General features: G+C 54.7%; 23 protein-coding genes and 1 CRISPR repeat array. Of the genes, 8 read left to right on the top strand and 15 right to left on the bottom strand.

Annotation, left to right across the window (positions count from 1 at the left end; genetic code table 11):
• Positions 1-15: 15 nt before the first annotated feature.
• The 4 genes from MOST_RS00570 to MOST_RS00585 form a co-directional block, all read right to left on the bottom strand.
• On the bottom strand, positions 16-285 hold the full coding sequence (locus MOST_RS00570; RefSeq protein ID WP_153060768.1) for a hypothetical protein: 270 nt from the start codon (positions 283-285) through the stop codon (positions 16-18).
• Positions 286-405: 120 nt separating this feature from the next.
• Positions 406-1,875, bottom strand: a complete 1,470-nt coding sequence (locus MOST_RS00575; RefSeq protein WP_054937574.1) for a PAS domain-containing protein — start codon at positions 1,873-1,875, stop codon at positions 406-408.
• 20 nt (positions 1,876-1,895) lie between these two features.
• A complete protein-coding gene (locus tag MOST_RS00580) occupies positions 1,896-2,510 on the bottom strand; it encodes a response regulator transcription factor (RefSeq protein ID WP_054937575.1) in 615 nt (204 codons plus the stop codon).
• Positions 2,473-4,113, bottom strand: coding sequence for a sensor histidine kinase (locus MOST_RS00585; protein WP_054937576.1), 1,641 nt, complete (start codon positions 4,111-4,113; stop codon positions 2,473-2,475). The genes MOST_RS00580 and MOST_RS00585 overlap by 38 nt, the downstream gene beginning before the upstream one ends.
• A gap of 451 nt (positions 4,114-4,564) precedes the next feature.
• Between MOST_RS00585 and MOST_RS00590 the strand changes: the two genes are divergently transcribed.
• From MOST_RS00590 to MOST_RS00610, 6 genes are all read left to right on the top strand, one after another.
• Positions 4,565-5,911: a YeiH family protein gene (locus MOST_RS00590; RefSeq protein ID WP_054937585.1), complete on the top strand. Its 1,347-nt coding sequence runs from the start codon at positions 4,565-4,567 to the stop codon at positions 5,909-5,911.
• Between the two features lie 118 nt (positions 5,912-6,029).
• Positions 6,030-7,151: a YeiH family protein gene (locus tag MOST_RS00595; protein WP_208974856.1), complete on the top strand. Its 1,122-nt coding sequence runs from the start codon at positions 6,030-6,032 to the stop codon at positions 7,149-7,151.
• A 13-nt stretch (positions 7,152-7,164) separates the two neighbouring features.
• Complete coding sequence (locus MOST_RS18105) at positions 7,165-7,293, top strand: hypothetical protein (RefSeq protein WP_277995716.1); 129 nt, start codon at positions 7,165-7,167, stop codon at positions 7,291-7,293.
• Positions 7,294-7,386: 93 nt separating this feature from the next.
• Positions 7,387-8,799 carry an N-acyl-D-amino-acid deacylase family protein gene (locus MOST_RS00600; protein WP_054937577.1) on the top strand — a complete coding sequence of 471 codons (1,413 nt, stop codon included), beginning with the start codon at positions 7,387-7,389 and terminating at the stop codon, positions 8,797-8,799.
• A gap of 452 nt (positions 8,800-9,251) precedes the next feature.
• Positions 9,252-9,728: a Wadjet anti-phage system protein JetA family protein gene (locus MOST_RS00605; RefSeq protein ID WP_161952781.1), complete on the top strand. Its 477-nt coding sequence runs from the start codon at positions 9,252-9,254 to the stop codon at positions 9,726-9,728.
• The gene (locus MOST_RS00610) at positions 9,652-10,344 is read left to right on the top strand and encodes a hypothetical protein (RefSeq protein WP_244267159.1); all 693 of its coding nucleotides are present in this window, start codon (positions 9,652-9,654) and stop codon (positions 10,342-10,344) included. Before MOST_RS00605 ends, MOST_RS00610 begins: the two co-directional genes overlap by 77 nt.
• Positions 10,345-11,732: 1,388 nt before the next feature.
• Here the strand turns inward: MOST_RS00610 and MOST_RS00625 are convergent.
• The 3 genes from MOST_RS00625 to MOST_RS17100 form a co-directional block, all read right to left on the bottom strand.
• Entirely contained in the window at positions 11,733-13,628 is a 1,896-nt protein-coding gene (locus MOST_RS00625) for a DNA methyltransferase (protein ID WP_054937580.1), read from the bottom strand.
• Between the two features lie 55 nt (positions 13,629-13,683).
• The gene (locus MOST_RS18380; protein WP_083476751.1) at positions 13,684-14,112 is read right to left on the bottom strand and encodes a sodium:solute symporter family transporter; all 429 of its coding nucleotides are present in this window, start codon (positions 14,110-14,112) and stop codon (positions 13,684-13,686) included.
• 186 nt (positions 14,113-14,298) lie between these two features.
• Positions 14,299-14,604 carry a hypothetical protein gene (locus tag MOST_RS17100; protein ID WP_161952782.1) on the bottom strand — a complete coding sequence of 102 codons (306 nt, stop codon included), beginning with the start codon at positions 14,602-14,604 and terminating at the stop codon, positions 14,299-14,301.
• 36 nt (positions 14,605-14,640) lie between these two features.
• Here MOST_RS17100 and MOST_RS00635 point away from each other — a divergent pair, with 36 nt between their 5' ends.
• A complete protein-coding gene (locus MOST_RS00635; protein WP_054937581.1) occupies positions 14,641-15,042 on the top strand; it encodes a hypothetical protein in 402 nt (133 codons plus the stop codon).
• Between the two features lie 21 nt (positions 15,043-15,063).
• Here MOST_RS00635 and MOST_RS00640 read toward each other — a convergent pair whose 3' ends face one another.
• Together MOST_RS00640 and MOST_RS00645 are read right to left on the bottom strand one after the other, a co-directional pair.
• A complete protein-coding gene (locus MOST_RS00640; RefSeq protein ID WP_054937582.1) occupies positions 15,064-16,818 on the bottom strand; it encodes an NAD(P)H-dependent oxidoreductase in 1,755 nt (584 codons plus the stop codon).
• 182 nt (positions 16,819-17,000) lie between these two features.
• The gene (locus tag MOST_RS00645; RefSeq protein ID WP_054937583.1) at positions 17,001-18,020 is read right to left on the bottom strand and encodes a helix-turn-helix transcriptional regulator; all 1,020 of its coding nucleotides are present in this window, start codon (positions 18,018-18,020) and stop codon (positions 17,001-17,003) included.
• Between the two features lie 180 nt (positions 18,021-18,200).
• Between MOST_RS00645 and MOST_RS00650 the strand changes: the two genes are divergently transcribed.
• Positions 18,201-18,866: an HIRAN domain-containing protein gene (locus tag MOST_RS00650; RefSeq protein WP_054937584.1), complete on the top strand. Its 666-nt coding sequence runs from the start codon at positions 18,201-18,203 to the stop codon at positions 18,864-18,866.
• Positions 18,867-19,047: 181 nt separating this feature from the next.
• Positions 19,048-19,946: a CRISPR direct-repeat array (repeat unit 37 nt; unit sequence GTTTCAATCCTCGCCCGGCATGGGAGCCGGGCGCAAC).
• Positions 19,947-20,116: 170 nt separating this feature from the next.
• On the opposite strand, the gene cas2 is transcribed toward MOST_RS00650, so the two are convergent.
• The 6 genes from cas2 to cas5c form a co-directional block, all read right to left on the bottom strand.
• A complete protein-coding gene (gene cas2 / locus MOST_RS00655) occupies positions 20,117-20,407 on the bottom strand; it encodes a CRISPR-associated endonuclease Cas2 (RefSeq protein WP_054937328.1) in 291 nt (96 codons plus the stop codon).
• A gap of 79 nt (positions 20,408-20,486) precedes the next feature.
• Positions 20,487-21,518 (bottom strand): type I-C CRISPR-associated endonuclease Cas1c, encoded by a 1,032-nt coding sequence (cas1c, locus tag MOST_RS00660; protein WP_054937329.1) that lies wholly within the window; start codon positions 21,516-21,518, stop codon positions 20,487-20,489.
• 69 nt (positions 21,519-21,587) lie between these two features.
• Entirely contained in the window at positions 21,588-22,232 is a 645-nt protein-coding gene (gene cas4, locus MOST_RS00665) for a CRISPR-associated protein Cas4 (protein WP_054937330.1), read from the bottom strand.
• A gap of 67 nt (positions 22,233-22,299) precedes the next feature.
• Positions 22,300-23,193, bottom strand: a complete 894-nt coding sequence (cas7c, locus tag MOST_RS00670) for a type I-C CRISPR-associated protein Cas7/Csd2 (RefSeq protein WP_054937331.1) — start codon at positions 23,191-23,193, stop codon at positions 22,300-22,302.
• 44 nt (positions 23,194-23,237) lie between these two features.
• Positions 23,238-24,920, bottom strand: coding sequence for a type I-C CRISPR-associated protein Cas8c/Csd1 (cas8c, locus tag MOST_RS00675; protein ID WP_054937332.1), 1,683 nt, complete (start codon positions 24,918-24,920; stop codon positions 23,238-23,240).
• Positions 24,921-24,929: 9 nt separating this feature from the next.
• A complete protein-coding gene (gene cas5c / locus MOST_RS00680) occupies positions 24,930-25,625 on the bottom strand; it encodes a type I-C CRISPR-associated protein Cas5c (protein WP_054937333.1) in 696 nt (231 codons plus the stop codon).
• Between the last annotated feature and the right edge of the window lie 144 nt (positions 25,626-25,769).

Consider the following 25,769-nt stretch of genomic DNA (forward strand, 5'->3'; position numbering starts at 1 on the left):
AGCACCGGCTAATTTTTACATGATCCCCCACTTGCGGGTATAATCCAGTTTGATCTCAAATTCGCAGGGTTGAAATCCCTGTTCCAGCAGTAACTCTTTCACCTCATGGGCTTCCAGGTCTTCACCGTCCAGGATAATGGCCTGGCGGGTACCGCGGCAGTTCCAGCCCCGGGCCAGCAAAAGCTCCATGATGGCGGCCACCCGCTCCAGGCGTTCCTGCAGGAAATGGCCCAGGTCACGCACATCTTCCGGCCGCACCATTTCAACTCCCCTGATTTTATCCATGGGAGGAATCTCGTGGGGGAGCCAGTTTCTTTCAAAGAGTTTCAGGATAACTGTAACCCGGTGGTTAACCATGGACCGTCGCACGTCCTTTCTTTAGAGAATATCGCGGTGGTAGCCATCTCACACCTGCGCCCCATCCTGCTTGGGACCGGTTCCTTCCGGTCCGTTGATGAGCACTAGTGTTCCAGCGTAAACGCCTTCTTCGTCATAGACGAAAATCACTTCGCAGGTCAAGTTGCGGGAGGCAAGCTGTACCCTTTGAATGGACCGGGAGCCCATGTTCCGATAAATGAAACCTGCCAGTTCAGGGTCTACGGCATCGATGCTCATGCCCGTATCCAGGCTGCCGAGGTAACACCGGGCCATGAGATTGGCCTGGACCACCTTGTGGTTCCGGTCCACATATACCACTCCCTGGGACAGGGCTTCCATCAACCGGGACAGGACCCGGCTACATGTTTCTTCTTCCCGGGTGTTTACCCCGATCACCGTAAGAGCACCCAGAACCTTGCTCTTTTTAATGATTGGGGAATGAATGGCCTGTAGCAGGCGGTCGGCAGTTTTCAGGGTCAGGGTGCCGTATTTATTCTGTTTGCCCGGGACATCGCCGATGTGACCCAGGATTTCCTGTAATTTTACCCCCTTTAACGGGCCTTTAGCGGTGAAAATGTCGTGAGCCGCCTTATTGGCAAAGATCACCCGTCCGGCATTATTGGAAATGATAACACCTTCATTTACATAGTTAAAAATGGTAAAATCGATATTTTCAAAATAGGAATTGGCGCTGTTCACACCCCATAACTCTACAAGGAACTGGTAGAGGGAGCAGTAAAGGGCAAAGAGTAAAAACATGATGGTAATGATGCGGTAAGTGTCGAAATAGTTAGCCCGCAGGAAAAAGTACAGCTTCCAGGGAGGTTGCCCCACTTCCTGGGAACTGACATCATACTGCAGATGGTTGGTAAAAAAAATTTCTTCCCGGCCGGTAAACTGCTCCAGTGCTTCCCGTTCAAAGGGCCACATCACAGGATAGTTATGGTTATCAAAAACTGCCACTTTACAGGTATTGCCCAGAAATTCCTGGCTGAGCTCTTGTTGAAAATCCGCAATACTGTAATCTATCGCCAGCCATTCTTTTCCAAGTGGTGTGATTACGGTTACTACCATTTGGACACCGTTATTCGCATGTACTCCCAGAACCTGGCTTCCCTGATGTGGCATCTTTTCCCATTCCCTGTCCAGGGGCAGGTCACCGGGTGGTGTATCTGCCGTCTGGCCGACGACCCGGCCCCCGGCCTCGAGGATATATGCGCCGGTGATGCGGTGGTCGAAAAAGGCCAGCTCCTTTAAACCATCTTCTTTTTTGTTCTGCCCGGCCAGTTTCCTGGCCGCTCCTTCGGTGACGGCCAGCAGGTCGTTTAGAAAGAGATTGGTTTTATTAACGGCAACCTGGCGGATACTTTCCTCGTAGTCGGTGATAATGTCCTTTAAAAAGCGGAATTCGATAATAAAGAGCATGGTAATGGTGCTTAAAAAAAAGATCACGATAAACATTAACCCGGCGCTGTTTGCCGTCAGGTTTTTTTTCATCGCATCCTCCCACCCGTAGTTTACCGCACCAGGCCTTTGCGGGCGGCCACCGCCAGGGCCTCCTCCAGGGTTTTGACCCCCAGTTTGGTGCATATGCCTCTAATTCTGCGGCGCAATGTAGAAAGGCTGATGTAGAGTTTGGCGGCCACTTCCTTCTGGCTTTCGCCCCGAGCAATGAACTGCAGGATACTGGATTCCAGGTCGGAAAGGCCGGGGGTAGAAGGATTTAACAGCAATTCTGCCTGCAGCCCGGGATAAAGGTAGGTGCCGCCCTTGTGTACCATATTAATGGCTGACTTGATCTCGTCAAAGAAGGCATATTTTGGTACAAATCCGTGTACGCCCCGTTCCATGGCTTTGCGGATAAAAGTCACGTCATCATAAGTGGTCAGAGCCACGAATTTCAAATGGAGGCAGGATTGAGTCATGCGTTCACAGAGATCCAGCCCGTCCCCGTCCGGCAGACCGATATCCAGGAGCACAATATCCACGTCCCGGCTGAGATTTTGCAATGCCTGGGTGCAGGAGTCTGCCTCGGCCACCACCTGCATGTTTTCTTCCATATCAATCAATTTCTTTAAACCTTCTCGAAAGATATTATGGTCGTCCACCAGCATGATGCCGATCTTGTCCATCCGCTTTTCCGCCTCCTGCTTTTGGTAGGGTCAGGGTGACACAAAAGCCACCGTCTACGAAACCGTAAACCAGGTCCCCACCAATTAACCTGGCCCGTTCTTTCATCCCCCACAGCCCTTTTCCCGGTACCGGTGCGGTTTCCTGCCCTCCTCCGTTATCTACAATCTCTATCTGCAGGGTATCTTTTGTTTCGCTGAAGTGAATGTCCACCTCTGTGGCCGGCGAGTGTTTGGCCACGTTTGTCAGGGCTTCCTGAATAATGCGGTAAACCAGTATTTCCTTTTCCCGGTCCAATTGTAAGGAGCGCTGGCGGTAAAAAATATAGACTTTCTTGTTATGGATGCGTTCAAAGTTGGTGCTGTAGGACTCCAGTGCCGGGATCAGCCCTACCTTTTCGATGAGATAGGGGTGAATGTCGTTCATGATGCCTCGCATGTCGATGGCGGCATTTTGGCACTGGGTGCGCAGCATGAGCAGGTTCTCCTGGACTTCCGCCGGTAGCCGGCCCCCGTTTACCCGCAGCACATAATCCAGGCCGTGGATGATGCTGGACATATACCGCCCGATCCAGTCGTGAATTTCAATGGAGAGGCGTTTCCTTTCTCTTTCAATGGTATCCAGTAAAATATTGCTGTTCTTTGGTTCCGGTGTTTTCCGGGCCACCAGTACAGCGCCGGCGGGTTTTTTAAAAAGGTAGATAGGGGTGCAGTCTACCGTAAGAAGGAGCTTGCCTTCCTCCCGGCCATAACTCAATTGATAATCCGTAATTTTTTCATTTTGCAAAAGGGCATCATAAAGGGGCTGCACTATGCTCTGCAGGTGGGGATACATGGTCAGGATTTCCCCCAGGCTTTTCCCTGCCACCGCCTCTTTCGGTACGTGGAAAAGATTTGCGGCGGAACGGTTCACATACTGCAACCTCTCCTTCCGGTCTACAAACATTATTGCATCCGGGGAATCCTTTGCCAGGCTGCGCAGGCAGAAATAATGGGCCAGCCACTGCCGGGCCGCCACAACTTCCCAGATAACCGCGCCCAGGGAGAAAAGGGAAAGGAGCAGCATAAAGAGCCCTTCCTTATTTAAAAGAGCCACCGTATACTCCAGCAGAGCGTTATTTTCCTGCAGGCCGGCATCACGCAGCGCATCCGCCCGGTCAACCAGTTGCCGGGAGAGATCCCGGTATTGCCACAGTAAAAGTTCACGGTTTTCATTGGCCTCGAGCTGTCTACCGGGTATTACTTCCCGTTCCACAAAGGAGTTATAGGCCTTGCTCAGGGCCATTAATTGCGCCACGTCTTGTTTTTTGGATTGCTCCACCAGGTTATAAAGTTCCAGTTCCTTATTTACCATTTGCGCACTGTACTGGCGGAAATTGTTCAGTGCCTGCAAATCGCCATAGAAAATATATTCCTGAACGCTGGTGGTTAAGTGATAAATGTCGGCTGATATTTCCTGGAATTTCAACTGGCTTTGCAATTCCCGCTGTAGTTGGTGTAATTGCCGGGGTAAAGTGTAGCCGGTATAGAGTAACAGCAGTGTTGGTAACAGCACCAGGACCGGCATAACTGCCCTTAGCGGCCAGAATCTACTATTTGTAACCACTTTTTCCACCTTCGCCCCGGGGTTGGTTAAGTTGTTTTTGCCGACTAAAGTATAACTTACGGCGTAGCTAATGTAAATCCTGCGGGCACCTTTTGGAGATATCCGAAAATCGAGGAACTATCTCCCAGAATTACCGCATTTCCTGAATAATAACTGTCTCTCAGGTGAATAAAAATGTTCATTTTAAGTAGCATTACCGTTCATCTGCCTGACAAAAGTGGTCATGTTGCTCTAAAGCAGTTGATTATCCCGCAGCGATGAGATAAGTTAAGTATAACTAATTGAAATCATAAATGAAACTAATAATGAAACCATAAAGAGGAGGGGGAGGGTAGGCAGATAAGGGATTGTGAGCGCAAAGCAAAAATATCGAAGAATAAGTGATTATGGACGCAAGCACAGGAATTTATTCTGGGAGGGGTAACACGTGAATGGACATGCGGAAATAGCCATGCCAAAACCGGCAGTAAAAACGCAACAGGGCTGGTCCGAATTGTGGAAGAAGGAAGATTACTGGGCCATATGGATGGGCCTAGGCGTTGTACTGGGCGCCCTGCTGTTTTTCTATGCCGGCAGTTCCATCAAACCCATTGCCGTGGCACCGCCCACCTGGGTGGACTTCAGTGCCGTTACCAAGCATTTTGCTGCTAAATGGACCTGGTATGTTGGTCTTTATTTGCTCTTTACTACTCTTTTCACCATCAGCAGCGCTATCATGGGCTTTAAGGTCAGGGAATTTATCGTTGGGTTTACACTCCTGTTCCTGGTTTCTACGGTCATCCTGGTAGCCGGTTCCTGGAAGACGGCTATCGACCTGAACCTGGAGCCGCCGCTTTTAGCCCTGTTGCTGGGCATGATCATCAGTAACGTTTTCAAGTTACCCAAATGGTTGGATACCACTTTTCGCACAGAATTCTATGTAAAAACGGGTATCGTTTTACTTGGTGCCACCCTGCCCTTTACCCTGATCATCCAGGCCGGTCCGGTGGCCTTCCTGCAGGCTACCATTGTGTCGGTGAGCACTTTTCTGGCCATTTTCTTTGCCGCCACCCGTCTCTTCGGTCTGGACAAACGTTTTGGCGCCACTCTGGCGGCCGGTGGTTCCATCTGCGGCGTGTCGGCCTGTATTGCCCTGGGGGGTGCAGTGAAGGCCAAAAAGGAACACGTTTCCATCTCTATCTCCATGGTAGTGATCTGGGCCATTGTGATGATCTTTTTCCTGCCCATAGTGGCCAAGGCCATGGGCATGCCGGCCGGTATAGCCGGTGCCTGGATCGGTACTTCCGAATTCGCCGATGCGGCGGGATTTGCGGCAGCTGCGGCCATCGGGGACGAAGCGGCCATCCGTTCCTTCACCTTGATGAAGGTGGTAGGCCGGGATATCTGGATCGGCCTGTGGTCCTTTATCATGGCCGTTATCGCCTGTGTGGTGTGGGAGCGCGGCAGTGCGGCCGATCGGGGCGAGAGGGTAAATGCCATGGAAATCTGGTGGCGTTTCCCCAAGTTCGTTTTCGGCTTCTTCATCGCTTCCCTGCTGATTACCTTTGTAGCCCTGCAGTTTACGCCTCAAGAGTTCAATAAGGTGCTCAACCCCGAGGTTATCGGTCCGATCAAGACCTTGCGGACCTGGACCTTTGTCTTCACCTTCCTCTCCATCGGTTTTACCACGCGGTTCCGGGAACTGACCGCCTTCGGCTGGAAACCTCTTGCTGCCTTTACCCTGGGCGTAGCGGTAAACGTACCGTTGGGTTATATCCTGTCGGTGCTCATCTTCGGCCATTACTGGGCCCAGATCTAAATATTAACTATCCAAAAGCGACTGACCCTGTCCGGCATACCGGGCAGGGCTTTTTTTTATTTTTCTTTTTTGATAAAATATCGAACAGGCTTTTTTATTTTCCAGGAGGGCCGGTGCCTTGTCCAAAATTTCCCTTTTTTTTAAAACTCTCTCCGGCATTTTGCTTATGCTGGCCATCGCCGTTCTGGCCCGGGGTGGAGCTGACCTGGGGCTCCCCTGGTGGCCCGGTTTAGAGGCTTGCTTCGCAGCCAGTCCTGTTGCCAAAAGGGTTTTGATTGATGTCCTGCACCTGAACTATATCCTTATCTCCATTATTTTAGGTATGCTTGTAGGTAATGTGCTGGGCATTCCCCCCTGGGCCGCTCCGGGCATAGCTACATCCCGCCTCTTTATCAAAGTGGGGGTTATTTTGCTGGGTTCCCTTTACAGTGTAATGGACCTGGCCAGGCTGGGCAGTACCGCGGTGCTCATCATTGTGGGATTCATCGGGCTGATGCTGAGCTTTACTCTGTGGCTGAGCAAAAAGGTGGGCATGGACACCGCCGGAGCGGCCACGCTGGCGGCCGGGACGGCCATATGTGGTGTAGCGGCCATTGTGGCCACAGCTCCGGCCGTGCGGGCCAAAAACGCCGACGTGGTTTATGCCATTGCCACCATTCTTTCCTTCGGTCTGGTGTGCCTGTTTCTATTCCCGGTGGTGGGCAGTGCGGTGGGTTTGAGTCCCCACCAGTTCGGCGTTTGGGCCGGTACGGGCATATTGAACTCCGGGCAGGTGCTGGCGGTATGCCTGACCTTTGATCCCGGAACACCCGTCCATGCTTCGGAAAGCCTGAAAACGGGTGAGATTTACAACCTTACCCGGGTGATCTTCCTCCCCTTTGTGGTGTTGTTCCTGGCCTTCTTTGCCAGCCGTTCCGCCCCGCCGGAGGATGAAGTGAACATCAATACCGGCCTGTGGAATAAATTCCCGGTGTTTGTACTTGGGTTTTTAACCGTGGTTGTACTTACCTCCTTTGGCCTGTTGGGCCCGACGTCCCCTCCTTCCCGGGAATTAACAATTATACGCAACCTTTACAGCTGGTTCTTTGCCGTGGGGCTGGCTGGGGAAGGCATGCAGATATCTTTGGCGGAGTTGCGCCGGGCCGGAGGCAAACCGCTGCTGGTGGGTACTGTGGCGGGCCTGTTAAAAGCCCTGGTGGCGCTGATAGTGGTGCTGCTTTTTGTGCCGGAACAACCTTAGGGCAGGTGATTTTATGGACTACCGGGATGGGAAAAGGGATGAGGCCAAAATACTTTCCCTCTTTGCCACTGAAAGGCTCGAGGACTACATGGCCCTTTCCCTGGCGGCGCTGATACTGATCCTGGTGCTGATATTTTACTAAAGGCCCAGCGGCCCCCTTTTTGATTGACACAAATTTTTTTGCTAAACCTGGCATTTAAGGAATTTAGCAATTGAGCAGGAATTAATTCCCCTGGTGTTGAATACCTGCTTCACCATGAGCAGGCAAATTTCTCGACGCCAGTTTTTATTAGGTACCGGTTCCCTGATGGCCCTGGGCTACCTATCCTGGCTGGGGTTGATACCAAGGGCAATGCCGGCTGCTGGCAATAAACCTCAGCCCGCGGAGTCAGCCCCGACCGGGCAGGCTCCGCCTTTACCGGAGTCAGTAGTCTGCGATTATGTTTTCCGTCACGGCCTGATCATCGATGGCAGCGGAGATAAAGCCTACCCCGGCGATCTTGGTATCAAAGGCAAGCAAATCGCCGCCGTGGGGGACTTCCAGGCCGCACCGGGGGCGGTAGAAATAGATGCCCGGGGGCTGGTCCTTAGCCCCGGCTTTATTGATCTCCATACCCATACGGAAGCTTATCTGGGCAGCGGGGGTAGGGGAGAAATGTTCCTCCTCCAGGGGGTAACGACCCACCTGGGCGGCAACTGCGGCACTTCGGTGGCCAGGGTCGGCGACTTTCTGGCCGGTATTAACAAGCTGGCCCTTAACCTGGGGATCCTGGCGGGGTACAAAAACTTGAGGCAGGCAACAGTAGCCAGGGAAGGGCGGCCCGCCGGGGCCAGAGAAGTGGCAGCCATGCAGCAAAAACTGGCCACGGCCCTGCAGGAAGGAGCCTTTGGACTGTCAGTGGGTCTGGAATACTGGCCCCAGTCCCTGGCCACGACGCAGGAGCTAATTGACTTGTGCCAGGTGCTGAAGGAATACGGCGGTTTTTATGCCACCCATATTCGCAGCGAAGGGGACCAGGTCTTCAAAGCTGTAGAAGAAGCAATAGAGATCGGGCAGCAAGCAGGTATACCGGTACAGTATTCCCATATCAAAACTGCCGGCCGGCGCAACTGGGGTAAAATGAAACAGGTCTTAAGCCTGCTAGATGGTGCCCGGCAGGGAGGCCTGGATATTACCGCCGATGTATATGGCTATACCTTTTCCAGCTGGGATGTGGGCAGTAGCCGAAATTCTATCCATGAAGAAGACCTGCTGCTGGCCTTGCAGCACCCGTGGGTAATGATTGGCAGCGACAGCGGGCTGGATCCCCGGGGGCGGGCTATCCACCCGCGGGCATACGGCAACTACTCGCATATCCTGCGACACTACTGTTTAGATAAGGGAGTTATCACCCTGGAAGAGGCCATCCACAAAATGACCCTCATGCCGGCCCGGCGTATGGGTCTAAAGGACCGCGGCCTGCTGGCACCCGGCTACAAAGCCGATGTGGTAGCCTTCGACGCGGGAACCATTGCCTCCCGGGCCACTCGGGCTAACCCCAACCAGCTGGCTACCGGGGTACGCTGGGTTCTGGTAAACGGCCAGGTAGCAGTAAAAGATGGACAGGCTACAGGATGCTTTGCCGGGGAAGTACTGCGGCGTATATGAAGCTTTCTTAAGCCGGTTTCTGGTGCTGGTAGGTAGAGTCTCCGCCAGCAGTAAAAGTGGCTGGGCCTTCAGCAAGGGAGGTCCGGGAGCATTTCCGCGAGTTAAGTTTGAGCTGGTTTTTTATCTTTGCGGATAAAAGCGACGGAATATAACTTGTACCAAGAGGACTTCCAGGTACGGTGTCGAATAACATCAAATAAGGATATTATCTGCCCGGGTAGCCCTGCAGGCTTGCAGGGGGTATTAGCGGGCAATTTTAATATCCAGCCATCGATAAACGGCCATCTTATCACCGGGGGCTGTCGGATGAAACTTTTCGAGGTGATACCGGAGCGCCTGTTCCAGGTTTTCAGCGGCCGGAACCGATATATTTATGCCGAGGCCCTGCTCCTCTTTTATGAGCAGTACCGGGTCAACCGCTTTGGCATGTTTCCCGCTACCGGCAGCGGATCTTGGCCACGGTCCAGGAGTGGCTCCTGGACCCGGAATGGCTGGCCCGGGCCGTGGAAGATGCCCTGCGCAACGAGTTTTTTGCCAGCAGGGAAGAGGCGGCGGAGCAGCTGCGCCGCGCCCTCATGGACATTGAAGAGATCTACCGCGGCCTGGACGAAATCTTTTACCAGATCGACCTGCGCCACAACCAGTACCTGCGCGCCTCCTTTGAGCGGGCCCGCTATTTAAGCCAGCACAGCTCCGGCGTCGACCAGTACCTGGCGCGGATCCTGGAATGGATGGCAGCGGGCATCAGGAGGGGCGACCTGCCGGCGGAAAATTGCCTGCCCGGCCTGTTCAACCTAGTTCGGCCGCCAGACCCTCATTGCCGGTCGCAACAGCGCCGGCAAGTCCACCATCATCGACGCCCTGCAGGTCCTCCTGGTGGCCAACCAGAGGCAGATCCGCTTCAATTCGGCGGCCCACGACGAGGCTAGGCGCTCCCTCATCAGCTACCTGCGGGGCAAAACCGGCGGGGAAGAAAAGAAGTACTTGCGGGAAGGGGATTTTACCAGCTACATCGCCGCCGAGTTTTATGACCACCAAAAGAGGGAAACCTTTGTTGTCGGCGTGGTGATGGACGTCTACGGCGACGATGCCATCGACGACGAATACTTTATCCTCGCCGGGGTGCAGCTGGCCGACCTGGATTTCTGGAGCCCGGCGGAACGCTGGAAAAACCGGGAGGAGTTTCACCGCTATTGTCAAAACCTGCCGGGACGCCATATTTTCGAGCGGAGCAAAACCGGCTACCAAAAGGCCCTCCTCAACCGCCTGGGCCAGGTAAGCGAACGCTTCTTCCCGGTTTTCGTCAAGGCCCTTTCCTTTAAGCCCATCAATAATGTGCGGATTTCGTCTACCATATCCTGGATGAGAAGGAGCTGCAGCTGGACCTCTTGCGGCAGAACTTTGAAATCCACGAGCGCTACCAGGCGGAGCTGGAAGCCCTGGAAGAGCGCCGGGAGCAGTTGGAAGCTATCTGCCGCCAGTTGGAAACTTTTGCCCGGCTGCGGGATACGGTGGCCATCCAGGAGCATGTCATCCGGGGCCTGAAGCACGCCCGGGAGGTGGAGCTGCGGGAACACCTGGAGGAGGAGATATGCTTCCTGGTAGCCGAGGTGGAACGCCTGGACCGGGAGCTGGACCTGGCGCGGGCCAAGCACCTTGAAGCCGGGCAGAAGGCCAGGGAGGCCTATCAGAAGTGGCAGGGCCACCAGGCCAGGCAGCGGGAGCAGGAGTTAAAGGAAGGCCTGGCCCGTTTGGATAAGGAATTGCAGGAGCAGGAGGGGCTGCTGGCGATCCTGCGCCAGACCCTCGACCGGGAGAAGATCCTGCTGGCCGGCCTGCACAGCCGCTGCGCCCGGGCCGCCGAGCGGATCTATAGGCTGCGCCAGGTCCTAGCTCCCCTGGCTACCCACCCCTGGGAGTGGGTGCGCGGCTGGTGGGCCGGGGTTAACGCGGCCTTAGGAGAGCGAAAGACCGCCGGCCTGGACCTGGAGGACCTGGACGGCTACGAGGAACTGTTAAAGGTACTCCTGGCCCTGCCGGAGCTGGAGGACAGTACACCGGAGCGTGTCTTCAGCCAGCGGGTCCTGGGGGATTCCAAGGCCTTCGAACAGAGGGTGAAAAAGCGGCTGCTGGCCATCCTCAAGTCTTACGGCCCGGAGGAATATGAAACCGACGCCGAATATCTGGACAGCGTCGGCCTGACCGATAACCCCAAAATGGTGCTGGTGGCCGGACCCTTTACTTTCCGGGTGGGAGGGACCGCCGTCAATGTGGGGGAACTTCCGGGCGGCGTGGGCCTAGCCGCCCATACGGTGCGGGTCATGGAGATAACGGCCGTTACCGCCCCTTGGGTTCTCCTGGTGGAGAATTTGACCAGTTACTATCAGGTTGTGCAGGGTGTAAGTGAGCTGGCTGTACCAAGTCGGGAAAGGGAAGGGGACCGGGATCTAGCGGTTGGGGGCCCTGCTGGCTTAGTAGTATATACCGGCGGCTTCCCCCACCGCGGTTTGCAGCTTTTTTTGCGCCGGCTCCAGGGTTACCGGGAGTCAGCACACGATCCACGGCGCCCTCCGCTAACATAATCCTCGCGATACCATACATTACATAGCTTTTGCCGGTGCCGGTGGCCAGGTCAAGGGAGCAGGAAAGCTGATCTGGTAATTGGAGGTGGCGTTCCATTTCCCTGAAAGAGCCATATCTTTCCTGCAGTGTCTCATTCGAGTAATAATTCTCTTCCGCCAGGGAACGCAAATTAGCGTACCGCCCGCCTAGCAGGTAGCGCAGGGTAACCCGGATAGCTTCCTTCTGGTACTCCCGCGTGCCGCACAGGGCATCCAGAAAAGGTTCGTAACGTGAAATGTCGAAGCAACCGGGATTAATACTGGGGCTAACCCGCAGGACCAGGTCTTGATTGCGATAGGTGTGCTGGATGTTCACCTGCCTCTACCTCCGCAGGCCGGGGGGTGAAAATCTCCCGGTATTTTAATCTCCCTGTACTCATTGCCATAGATATCCACATAGATGATCATCACCCGGTCGCCCAGGGAGGCCAGCGGCATCCGCACCTCCCAGCCATCCCTTTCAATTTTGTCGGCATAAAAAACGGCATCAAGGGCAAAGACCTCCCCATCGTAATCGTAATCCACCATGACCATGGAAAGGGTTTCCCGGTTGCCTTTTTGTGACGCTCCTTTTACCATAGCTTTACTTTTGAAAGTAAGGATCCGGATGATCGCTTCGCTGACCTGATCCCCTTCCCCTGCTCTGACCAGGTATTCGCAATGGACCTCAGGCAATCGGATGAAATCAAAGCCCACTGCCTCTACCGTCTCATTGACCTGGTTTTCGTTCAAGGGCTGGGTAATAGCATGAAAATTACGGTTGTGCAATTCATTGATTATAGAATAGGGGATGCGCAGGATGTAGTAGCGCGTCTGACCCCTGTCGATATAATCTTCCAGAAAGGTCACGCTCGCTGCCGGGGCGATGATGAAAAAACGCGAACCCAGCCTGCTGCCGATCTGTTCATGCAAATCGTCGATAAACCCATGATCCAGCACTGCCCCGCCGCCGAGGAGGTGGTTAAAGACCAGAACGTCGTCGGCCCCAAGGTAACCGTCCAGTTGTACCCCGCCCACGATGTGGGGTTCATCCCGGCACTGAAAAAGATGGAGGGCAAAGAAACGCCATTCTTCCCAGGGCAAGCGCTTGAGCTGGGAAAAATCATACAGGCCGGCGTTATATAGGATGAAGGGTTTGGGAGTAATGGGGTCACCCCTGTTGCCGATTTCTTTTTTGAGGGTCAGCAGGCGTTTCTGGATGGTGTAGATAGCCAGCTTGCCGCAGTCGATACCTATCCAGCGACGTCCCAGTTTTTCCGCAACCGCCAGGGTAGTGCCGGAACCGGCAAAGGCATCCAGCACTATGTCTCCCGGGTTGGAGGAAGCGCGAATAATGCGTTCGAGCAGGTTTTCATTTTTTTGCGTAGGAAAACCCGTCTTTTCCCCGGAAAAGCTCATAATCTGAATAGAATCAAGGTGATCCAGTTCATAGCAGTTCCAGGTGTCCTCTACAGGATAACCTGCTCCCTCAGGTGGGGAGCCATCGCGCCTGGTATAACCCTCAGGATAAGGCAGGTAAATCTTGTTGAAGATGAAGTCGTCACTTTTTGTATAGAAAAAGAGAACGTCATGATTTCTTATCCAATTTTTGGCCTGCGTCTTAAAACCAGAAAGCCAGCCGATCCGCCAGATGATTTCCCGCTGGAAGCGGCCTTCCCCGAAGATTTCATCCATTATTACTTTTATGTAGTGACTTTTTTTCTCATCCAGGTGTACATAAATACTGCCATTGTCGGCTAACAGGTGCTTCATTAAGACCAGTCTTTTACGCAGGAACTCGATAAACCTGGCTCCGATCAGCTTGTCCTGGTATGCCCTTTCTTCCTGCGTACTTCTGTATTCCTGCCTGGTGGCGAAAGGCGGGTCGATATAAATTAACCTGACCCCGGGGGAATTGTCCGCATTGGCCAGCCTGCCCGTTTCTTTCCATCGTAAGAGGCTTTTCATCGCCTGCAAGTTGTCGCCAAAAATGAGCATATTACACCAATCATCGTTATGACCATTAGTAAAAAAGGTCTTTACAGGTTGCAGGGGCACGGCCATAGTTTCGGTCAGGATGTCTTCCTCGCGTTCCTTGCCGGCGTAAACGAGTTCATATTCCTGGCGCTCGGGGGGGAAAAGCAGGTTTTTATAATCGGCAGGCAGATCGGCGCCCTGTTCCAGTAGTTCTATAATATGACGGCGCTGGTGTTCATTTAGAGCAGGCATTTTTAAAGCGCACTCCTAATCTATTTTAAAGAAAAAGGATCACAGTAGCATTATATCACGAACAGGGGGGAGAGCGGAAGTGACCCGCCGCCCGTCCAATCCTCACCTCTCGTGGGAACAAGGTGTAAGGACGAGAAAGCCCCAACCATTGCTGATATCGATGATACTGGTCCAAAAAGAAAAGAGCCCAGATGAACAATTTAATTACACTGGGCACTAACCATGCTATTAAAAGCGTACCGATGCCGATTACAGTTAGCAACGTTTTGGACCTTTCGCCTCTTTTTATAACTCTGAACCAAATGTCGTTGCCAAGTAGAGTTGTGGCAGCATTTAAAAAAGAATCTGCAGAACTCAAAATTGCAGCCCATAATGCCCCCAAGATAATACCTGCTACCCACTTAGGGAATAATTGGACCGTATAATAGGGCAAAATCATTTCCGGGTCCTTTATTCCACCGGGGTTAAGCTTATAAGCTGCCATCCCGATCAGGGCAAGGAGAATTCCTATAATACTGATAGAACATCTATTGGGCGGTAAAAAATCGCGTTATCTATTATAATTCGAATTTCCTTATCGGATTTCATAATATGTAGACTACTCATATGCCAGGGATGCGTATTGTTTCTGGTGGCAGTTTGTGTTTCAGTGCTGCAGTATGTTCTTAATTTAAAGTGAAATTTCTATTGTCGGCAGGAAAATCCTCGCCGACAGGGAATTTTTGCGTTGTCCCGCTCGTGGTAGATTATCGTGACGGCCATTTTTGCCTTTACTGGCGTAATGCCAGTAGTAACTCGGAGAAGTGGCTGCGGCTTCAAGTACCTCTGGAATTTTTTCTCCCCGGCCCGCCTTCTGGCCGGCCGCGGCGAGGGGGTGTAGGGAATGGCCGGGACGGGCAGGGACCTGCACGCGCAGTACCGGTACAGGATTCTCTCTTTGCTCATCAGTAAATAAGAAGGGAGCCGCTCCTTTCAAACCGGCACCTCGGGTAAACAGCGGCCCCAGTTCGCTATGAAGAAGAGCCCCCTGGCCGGCGATTATTTTGACGAGATGGACCACCGCAAAAGGGAGGCCATCCACGCCGTGCTGGCCGAACTGGCAGCTGCCGGGGTGGTGGAGGTCACCTGGCCCCGCTTCCAGGAAGGCCGCCAGGTGGAAAAGGTATATTTGAACTTTGACGCCATCCCCCGGGCCTATGAGCTGGCGGGCCTGGTGCCCAGGGCGGAGCGGATCTATAGGCTGCGCCAGGTCCTAGCTCCCGGCGACAAGTATGCTGCCAGGCTCCAGCACCTGGTTGAGGACCCGGCTTACGCCCCCCTGGCCCCCCTGCTGCAGGCCATGCTGGAGCACCGCAAATGGGTGGAGCAAGAGAGCATGGGGCCGGGCGCAACTCCACCTGTCCTGCCGCTTTAAGCAGCGGGACCTTGTTTCAAGTTAAAACGCTTTTTTACCGCCGGCAGCTACATGGGCCGGGTACCAGTTAGGAAACCAGGCCGTAAAAAGACCAGCCAGGATGAGGGGGATATAGCGCAAAGTCAGCCATAAAGGTTTTTGCTCCGGCATAAAGGCTGTCCCCAGGGCTGTAACAGCCATGAACAGGAAGGACTCGCCCCAAACGGCCGTAATAATGGCGTTGGTCCGCAGGAAAAGAGGGTTGGTGGCCAGGCCGGCGGGATAATTCCAGCGGGAATAGGCTGCTGTGAGGGGTTCCTCCGTGGCCAGGGTGGCCAACCAGGCGGCCCCCAGGACCATGTGACCGCAAAAGTCGGTAGCTACAGCCGGCAGGGCTTTACCGGCCAGGTTTAGAAGGCCAGTAACCAGGAAATAGACACAAGTGACGCTCTCCATCCAGGTAGGCCGGTTATAGAAACGGCGGTAAAGCCAGATCAGCAGGGCCAGCAGAGCCGGTGCGATCCAGCTGGAGGCAGGGTTTAAATGCAGGCCTGTTCCGAGCCAGTTAAGGGTCCAGGGCAGGAAGGCTACCGACAGCCAGGCCATCCCGGTTATGGGGAGAGGTCCTGCCGGGCGCGTAAGGACAGGCTTCCCGGGCTCAGGGCCGGAAAACAGATCGTTCATTTTCATCATCAGGCTGAAATCGCCGGTAACCTGGTAAAGGCCCTGCATCAGGGCCGCTGCTCCATCCAGTTCTCCCCTGGCGATACGCAGCCAGACATCGGCCGGGGCGTTGATGATTGTCGTCGCTTCTGCGGAACGGCCTTCATGAACTGTGCAGCGGCCGCCCGCAATGATCAAATAGTAATCACCGCCGCCATTGCCGCTCAAGTTTATCTGGAGGACCGCTTTAAGGTTCCCGGCTGCTGCCGGGTTAAAGGCGGCCGCCATCCCCAGGACAGCTTCCCGGCAGTTACGCGGCGGAGCCCCGCTACCGCCAGGGCCTCCTGGGCGGGAGTTATTTATTGCCGGCGAGGGCCGGGTGCTTCCAGCAGTAATATCCTTGTCCGCATTAATGGCGAGGTCTCCTGCCTCTCCTTTAATCCGGCTATCCCAGTAGGCGTTGGCCATGTTAAGGTACATCTCCCGGGGAACCAGTTCCCGGGCCAGGATAGCCGCTGTTTCCGCCGCTAAATGCCCCTGCTCGACTATTTCCCTTCCCGCCTGGCGCAGGGCCTTAAAATACCAGTCGAAAGCCGCGCCGCCATGGCCCAGTATTTCTCCCCCGGCACAGAGGATGCTGGCCAGCAGGCTTTGCGGGCGGTCCTTGGTTAACTGGCGCATATGCTCCTCCAGGGCGGAAAAATGAACCCGGTCCGGGAAACCACAGTTAGCTATGAGCACCATGCCGGCGTGGAAATCGCCCCGGCGGGGATGGGTATAGTGGTCCCCCGCTTTGATTATATGGGGATCGGCCAGGGGCAGGGTACGCTCCAGGAGGCGTTTCAGCCGCGCCGTCATTCCAAAATGGTACAGGGGTGTGGCCAGGACCAGGATATCGGCTGTTTTGATCTTTTCCAGCACCGCCGGCATATCATCGCGGAAGACACAGCGGCCGGGGGTGCTGGTCCAGCAGGTAAAGCAGCCACGGCAATCATTGATCTTTAAATCTGTAACGTAAATAGTTTCGGTAGTTGCTCCCGCCTCACGCGCCCCGCCCAGAAAGGGCTGCAGCAAGCGATCACTGTTGCTTTCCCTCCCCCGAGGACTACCGTTGATAGCCAGGATATGGGGCATTAAACCTTCCTTCTCCCTGTTTGGATTGCGTTTTTATTTTAGCATATTATTACCGGCAGGCAATAATTTTATAAAGTTTAACAATAATTTAACATAGTGTTAGCATACAGTTTTTTTTCTCGCCCTGAGCCAGGGCTACTGCAGGGCCAGGGCCGGGAGCCGGCATGCCATCACAATTACTCCTAAATATGGCCGTACAGTCCAGCCAGTTCTTTTGCTTCCCGGCCCACTTCCCGGCGTAGCTCCGGGGGGGCCAGGACTTCCGCCCGGCCACCGAACCCCAGCACCCAGCGTTTCACTTCCTGCAGGCCGCTGAGGTGCATTTTTAACACCAGGCTCCCATCGGGCAGTTCTTCCATTACCTGGCCGGGGTGCCACTGGCGCTCCTTGATCCAGCGCGCCTGGTCGCGGTGGAAGCGAATGATGACCTCGTATACCTGCGGCCCCCGCTCTATGCCCAGGGAATTCTGAAGGTAGGCTTCCAGGGAAAAATCAGCCGCCACTTCGAATTTGCGCTCTGTCACCTGCCACTGCCGGATGCGGTCCAGGGCAAAGAGACGTACTTCTCGGCGGTAATGGCAGTAAGCGATGACGTACCAGGCGCCCTGATAAAAGCGCAGGTGGTAGGGGTCGATCAAGCGCTCGGTGACGGCGTCCCGGCTGGCCGTATAGTATGTTATTTGTACCGAGCAGTTATCCTGGATGGCCCGGCAGAGATCAGCGTAGAGGACGGCCAGTTTCTCGGCGTCACCGCGTAAAGCCGCGACGGCAAAGGAAATATCCTTATCCAGCAGGTCCAGGTCCACCATTAACTTCTCCGGCAGCATTGCTTTCAGTTTGGCCAGGGCACCCTGGACTATCCGGCTAAAAGGGGTGCCGCCGAACTGGCTTAACAGCCGCTGGCCCAGGTATAGGGTCAGGAGTTCCCCTTCAGTCAACTGGATGGGGGGCAGGCTGAAGGTTTTATCGTAGCGGTAACCCCTGTGCCAGCTGTCATAGACGATAGGTGCTCCGAAAAAATCCCTGAGAATCTGGATATCCCTTTCTACCGTCCGCGCGGAAACCTCCAGGCGTTCTGCAATAAAGGCCACGTTGGGGTAGCGGCCGGCGGCGATCCAGCGGTGGATGGCGTAGATGCGCGCCAGGGACTGGCGGCCGACATTGCTGACGCCCCTTTTATTTTTCTTGAGGACCAGGCTCAAAACTATATGCCCCCTACAAAATTTCCTTATTATCCATTATTCGCCATATTCCCGGTGATTCCTTCACCGGGAAGTTAGGGGGTGAACATATGTGGCCGACAGGATTTGGCGGTGATGGGGTTTATATTAGGAGCAGGTCTTTTAAGAAAAGGTCATATCGTTTATGCAGGAGTGATTTGGGTGCTTAAATTGTTAAAGATCGTTGCCGGGCTCGGTTATCTGGACCGCTGGCCGGGGGACGGCAGCGACCTGATGGTCCTGCTGCAGGGAATTTATCACCTGCGCCAGGGGGCTTTGTGGGCCGGCATCCACCATCTGGAACATGTAGCGTTTTGGCACCCCGCGGCCGTGGAACTCCTGACTGAACTCGTAAGCCGTGATCTGTTGATGAATACTGCCGCCGAACTTTACCACAACTCCTTTCGCCTAGAGGGGAAGTTGCTGTTTGCCCTGGGGAGCATTTTAGGCCCGGCGGGCCTGGAGGTGCAACAATATTTTGCTACTGCAGGGCGATTCATCACCCGCGTCGTAGGTCTGCGCTATGGGGAGCGCCTGCAGGAAGTTGATAAGCTCCAGGGCGGGATGCCGGTCTTCCTGGCATTGGAACCGGGAAACAAGCACGACCCCCATGCTGTCGCCGTCCTTTCACCCTGGGGTGCTCAGCTTGGTTACCTCCGTTCCGGGCTGGCTGCCATTCTTACCGCTCGCTATGCCGCCGGCGAGGTATTTTCTGCCCGGGTGGTTACGGTGCTGGACGCCGGCCATGACGCTAATGAGAGATTGTATATAGAAGTGTGGCGGGAGGAGGCGCGAGTGAAAGCTATATTTGTCATTGCGCCGGTTTAGGATTTATTATTGTTTCAAATGCTTTTATCATGTTCATTTCTCCCACATCAACTTACCCAACCCTGGCTTCTTTTGGTATCGTTAATTCTTGCATCCAGCGAAATGGGTTGCTCTTTTCTCGGCCCGGCATGGGAGCCGGGCGCAACGGATCGACCTTTGCGGGTATATATTCTACGCGGCAGTTTCAATCCTCGCCCGGCATGGGAGCCGGGCGCAACTTGTCTTGCCGGGAGCCCGGCCCGAAACCCGGCAGTTTCAATCCTCGCCCGGCATGGGAGCCGGGCGCAACTCGCCCGGTCCTGCGGCATGTTTAAATCGAAAACGTTTCAATCCTCGCCCGGCATGGGAGCCGGGCGCAACGCAGGAACGCCCAGGCTTTCTGCCCGCTCAAGGGTGTTTCAATCCTCGCCCGGCATGGGAGCCGGGCGCAACATCGAGAGTGGCGGCTACAACCAAAAGCTTCTGTGGTTTCAATCCTCGCCCGGCATGGGAGCCGGGCGCAACTCGCCCGGTCCTGCGGCATGTTTAAATCGAAAACGTTTCAATCCTCGCCCGGCATGGGAGCCGGGCGCAACGCAGGAACGCCCAGGCTTTCTGCCCGCTCAAGGGTGTTTCAATCCTCGCCCGGCATGGGAGCCGGGCGCAACATCGAGAGTGGCGGCTACAACCAAAAGCTTCTGTGGTTTCAATCCTCGCCCGGCATGGGAGCCGGGCGCAACGGATAGACCGCCGTACCGTGGAGCAAGCCGGGCGGTTTCAATCCTCGCCCGGCATGGGAGCCGGGCGCAACGGTGCCCTGGCTTGAGGTAGCACCAAACCAGGCGAAGTTTCAATCCTCGCCCGGCATGGGAGCCGGGCGCAACCCCAAAGAGGGCCTGGTCTGATAACGGCTTAGATCATGTTTCAATCCTCGCCCGGCATGGGAGCCGGGCGCAACGAACGGGCTGAGCAGACAAAGGCCCTGGTACAGGAGTTTCAATCCTCGCCCGGCATGGGAGCCGGGCGCAACTCGCCCGGTCCTGCGGCATGTTTAAATCGAAAACGTTTCAATCCTCGCCCGGCATGGGAGCCGGGCGCAACAGTTCGCGCTAAAACCCTTGGCAGACAACCCCTATATTACTATTCTGCGCGAACCTGATGACTGAATTAGAATACTCCATTATGCTTCACCTCTAAAATTAGCTTCAGGCCTTGATTCCCAAAGATCGCGAACCTTCCGGTCTTTTACCCCTTGCTATATGTTCGCGGGTTTACAAAACCAGGGGGGCGTCAAAATCAATCGTTAGGTTGACGCCATACTCCTGGATGTATTTTTTTGGGGGTTCGCGTAACCGGTAAATCCGCAGGCTATCGCTTTTTTCATCGATACACTGCAAGAGCCGGTGCTTTAACTGTTCAAACTGAGCTTCGTTGACCGAACACTCAAAAACGGACTTTTGCACCCGCTGGCCAAAATCTTTACAAACCTGGGCAACTTTACGCAGGCGTTTTTTACCTGCTTCTGATTCTGTAGAAACATCATAAGTTATTAGGATATACATGTTACCTGCACCACACTTAAGTTTCAACCTTCGCCCAGCATGGGAGCCAGGCGCTACAACCACACTTAAAGCTATATATTTACCGGTACATAAAGGGCAAATATTCCTCAGCATCCCCCCTCAGGACACGGGCGAGTAAACGGGCCTGGATGTGGGGCACCAGACCCAGGGGCACCTTTCTATTCAGGACGGGATGAAGTACTTCTTCCTGCTTACGTTTCTGGTAGGCAATGGCAATTTCTTTCCGGGCGTTGTCATTAATATGCATGGCGCCTCCAGGGCGTTCGACAAAATCCCCTTCAACTACCTGGCGGCGGTTGATTAAAGTAAGGGCCAAACGGTCGGCCAGGATTGATCGAAACTCCTCCATCAAGTCCAAAGCCAAAGCCGGTCGCCCCGAACGAAGGACGTGGAGATACCCAACCTGAGGATCGAGCCCTACACCTTCGGCGGCGCTAAGACAATCGTTCAGCAGGAGGGAATAGATAAAGGATAATAAAGCGTTCATCCTGTCCAGGGGCGGCCGCCGGTTACGGTGGGTGATTTTAAAGGCTTCGCGGTTAACCCTGACCATGCGATGAAGAGTTGCGAAGTAATGCCGGGCGGCATTTCCTTCGATACCACGAATTTGCTCCAGATCGGGGGAACGTGACAGGGCCTCCAGTCCGTGAGCCAGTTCGCGGGCTGTTTCCTGGAGGGCCTTCCTGTCGTCTTCATTATCGGCTTCCCGGGCACCGCGTAGAACAACCTGCCGGGTGTTGCGGATTTTTCCGGCGACGATATTCCTGGCAATGGCATTTGTTTTTTTACTATCAGATAGGGCTTCATGCTGGGCACGGCGGAGAAAAACATTCCCTGACACCGGGCCTTCCACGCGGGCTTTAAAACGGCCATGCTGATCGTGAAAGACAATCAAGCGTTTGTCCTCGGCACACCGCATTATTAAAGGTGTGGTAAGAGTAACATCACCAAAACAGACGATGCTGCCCAGGTGGTGCAGGGGAACCTGCATTTTTAATTCCCCTTCTACCTCGATTTTTACCGTCTCGTGATCCAGGCGCACCAGGGTACGCGGTGTCATAAGGTACAGGGTGTTTAACAGGATATGCATTGTTTGTCTTCAATCCTTACACAATTTTGGGTTGTTGGGGATTAACAAATGGTCGATGTGATGTACGTTTCAAGTATCACCTTCAGGTTTAAATAATTCACGTAGGAGCATGCGCAACCGCCCTTTCTCCTTTATCTCCGGTAGGCAGGAGTCCTGTAAAGAACATCCCCGGCAACGCTCATCGGCGGCAGGTGGGGGGAGGATATTACTATGCTGCATCATGCGGATCTGGATAATTGCCGCTTCCACCTGTTCCCTTAAATGGCTATCAAAAGTAACCTCCCTTCGCCGGTGGGATAAATGATGGTAAATAGCTCCCCTGGGGACCTGCTTGCCGGTCATTTCTTCCAGGCACATGGCCTGGGCACAGATCTGCAAATCATCATGCCGGTGCTTGCGCCTGGGGCCATGTTTATATTCAACGGGATAGGGAACATTGCCGTGAAATTCAACCACGTCGGCCTTGCCGATGAGGCCCAGGCGCAGGGACCAGATGGGCAGGGCGCGTTCAATGCGCACCCCACCCTCCATCTCCATACCTTCAACGTCTACTAGATTATGAACGAAGCGCCCTTTCAGGGTATACATATTTTCAGTAAAGGTTTGTTCGACATGGATCAGGGCACACTGCCGCGGACAGTAGGCGTAGTGCTCCAGGGCCGAGACCATGACGATATCCCTGTCGTCCCAACCGGGAAGAATGGTGCTTTCCATATATGCCACCTTTTTTGTTCCAATCCTCACCGGCATTGGAGCCGGGCGTAACATAGGCCAAATAATTTTATCCCACTAACCGTGTCAGGGTTACCCCAGGCGGCAAGTCTTCTTCGTTGATTGTCACCTGGTAGTCGGCAAAAGAGCGCGCTGCTTTTACTCCATCCCGGCGTTTAACAGTGATGAGTTTAAAGAGGTTGTCCGCCGGAGCGTTGCCCAGGGCGGATGCGTGGCTGAAGATATAAAGTCCCCGGCAGGCCATCATCCCGCGGCTGGCGGAACGATCCACATCCCACATCCGCTGCAGGGCTTCCCAGAAGACCTCCAGGTCGGCGGTGCTAACGCCGGTATCGGCGGCAAAATAAGGATTAAAAAATCCATAGCCCAAGTACAAGCCATAGGGTACCAGGGCTTTGCGGCCCATTTCGGTGACCTTGCCTCCCTCGCCCTGTTCGCCAGTGGCGGCATCCTCAACCCTGGTGATTGCGACGCGGGTAATCGAGATGTCCAGGGGAACGATGGGGTCGATTGACCGGGCAAAAGTTAGCTGCATTGGCCCCCGAACCTGGCCACAGTTGACGCCGGTAGTCATCACAGCGCCGAACATGCGGATATCATAGAAGTTCTGGCACATCCACTGCCTGGCCTTGTCGACGATCTCCCGGTTTTGTTTGCTGCCGGTGGATTTTTCCCCGATGGCGTCATAGGCTTGCTGGTGCTGGGCGTTTAAAATGCCGTGATGCTGGACGTAAATCTTCATATTAGCTTCGCTGCCGCGGGTCATGTCCACCCAGTCACGGATTTTTCGTTTGAGGCAGACGTCGGTTACCAGCCCCTGCATAGTCTCGGGGTCAAGGCGCGGCAGGTTGCCGGCATCGGGATCGCCGTTGGGGTTGCCGTCCTGGACATCGAATAAGAGGACAAAATCATGGCGTACTTCAGGATTGGTATAAACGGTCATTTTAAATCTCCTCCTGTATTGATAGTCATTTAGGTTTTAATGAGCTATGGCCGGGTTTCCTCCCCGTTTTCCTTTGAATTTGTGCCTTCCCAGTTGGCTGCCCGCTGGTGGTAATAACCCAGGGCGAAATAACCCTGTTCCTCCAGGGTTAAAACAGGAGGGAAGGACGAAAGGTTGCTTAGAACAGCTTCCAGGGACTGCTGCCAGTGATAGTAAAGGCCGGGCTTTTCCTTGCGCAGCTTGCCCAGGTGGCTCTGGCTGCCGCGCAGCAGCCTGCTGAAGACCGCTGCCGGCGCCGTGGAAGCAGTCCCATAAAAACGGTCGACAATGGTGGCATTGACCCCTGGAAGGGCAGACCTCTGGATGCCTTCCAGGACGGCCAGGAGACGGCCGCACAGGTAAGCAGGGTTCCGGTTGGACGTGTCCAGCTTTTCCAAGGCAGATCCCTCCGCTAGATTTGGTTTTTGAGAGAGGAGAACCATTTTGATTAAAGCCGCCCGGGGACGGGTTATTTTTTCACGATCCTTTTCCGCCTGGGCCCGCTTTATGGCTTCATAGAGAAGCCAGTGGGGCAGGGCACCGCCCTTCAGGGCGAAGTGCAGGATGGCCTGGGGTGTTGCCGGTGGCAGGTCCTTGGGTTCCCGGACGGTGCTCAGGGCCAGGGGGAATAACCCCAGGGGCGGTCCTTCCCGGCCGCCGGCATCGACCAGCCGCTGTAAGGTAAAGTAGCGGCCCAGGTTGCGCTTGACATCTCCCACGGTCGTTTCCAGCCAGTCGCGCACTGCTATCCTAGCACCACTGGGGGCTAGAGCTGTAGCATAAAATAGGTTGTCGACTTCAAGGTCCGCCTGGCGGCCGGTATACACTGAGGCCAGGAGGGCTTTGACATCCTCCGGCCGGGGATCGGAAATGAGGCTGGTGATGGAAAAACTGCTGGGCTCACGGGTCCAGAAGAGGTAGATACAGGAGCCCAGGCGCAGGTGGGTGGCATCATCTTCAATTAAAGCATTGGCCGCCTTACCGTAACGCTCGGCGCAGTCGTAGCAGATGGGGGCAATCAGGGAAGCCTGCAAGCCATAGGATTCAAAGGCGGCAGCGTTGGCCGACACCAGGGCCATACCTGCTGTCTGCCCGCCGGGGATGCCTTTGATTTTTACTGGGTGACGCTCGGCGGGGGTTTTAAGCTGGCCGCAGAGCAGGCAGGTGGTAGCTTCTCCCTCCTGGGGATTGGTATAATCGGCCCAGAAGCTTTGTACATCCGGATCTTCTATCGGCAGGCGGCCATCGACCCGGAAGGTTAGATTATCGCCGGGGTTAAAATCCTCGGGGAGTCTAGCCCCTTCAGGGTCCCAGTTTTCCAGGAAGCGCAGGACCGCCTGAACGGATTTATTACCTGTAGAAATGGTGCACTGGCGTACCAGGTCGATAAAGGCCCAGTGACATTCTTTTACCCGTTCCGGCTTTGACTTTTCATCGGCCAGGCCCAGGACGTAGTCGCCCCTATCGGCGAGCAGCTTTGGTTTAACTCCTGAGGAGCGGACTATATTCGGGGCATACATCATTTTGCCGCGGTCCTTTCCCCTGGTTTCAGGCCCCGTGGCCGAAACAAAACCCAGCAAGTTACCCTGGCTGTCCAGATCGATAAACCAGCGGATGGGGGTTTTAATGTACATGACGGGGGGCAGGTCCAGGCGGGTGGAATACTCCCGCAGGCTTTCTAAGAGCATGTGACGGTTTCACCTCCCGATTTCTTTATAAAGGTCTTGCGGCACCCGGAGGATGCCGTTTTCCAGGCGGGCGCTGAAGAATACGGGCCTGCCCTCGCCGCTGCCATCAGCGTTATACTGCAGGTCCAGCAGCATCCGGCCGAGATACTCACTGTGCCTGATGGGTTGATCGGCAGGACCGACCGGCCCGAAAAAGGCGGAGAATTCCCGGCAGCCCAGGTAAGGCCGGTGGTAGCACTGGCCGCGTTCCACCCGCCGCCGGAATTGGTCCCGGTATTTTGCCGGGTGGATATCCCGGGCGTGGGCGGCCATGACCTGTTCGGCACGGATTATGTAGGCTACTTCCCGCAGGGCCAGGGTATGGCGCTGGGCGCGGTCCTGGTCGGCATAATAGCCGCCGCCGTTCCTGGCCCAGCCGCGGGCGGTGGAAACGGCCATTTTGTTGTTCACTTCATTGCGTAAGATGGAGAAATACCGGATGGGCTTCAATACTTCAATCTGCCGCACTCGCCAGCGAAACTCCGGCTTCCAAAAGATGGCCTCCAGGATGCCCCGGGCTGCCGATGGCGTCATAACGGGATAAGAAACCCGTTCCACCTTCATTTCCGGCCGGGTAAAACAGGCCAGGTCACCCCAGACTTTAACTGCCAGCCATCCTTCGACCCACGCCTGATCTGACGATCCGGCGCCAGCTGAAGAGTTCATACTTTTCCTTACACCATCCCTATCTCAATAATTTGCTTCTAGCTCGTTAAATAGCCTGCTCTCTTAGATTTTCATTTTTTATGATGAAGTCCAAGAGGGCAGACTAAACCTCCATCATCGTCCACAACAACAAGACGATGACTT

Origin of the sequence: Neomoorella stamsii, from assembly GCF_002995805.1 — a bacterium.
Taxonomy (GTDB): domain Bacteria; phylum Bacillota; class DSM-521; order Neomoorellales; family Neomoorellaceae; genus Neomoorella; species Neomoorella stamsii.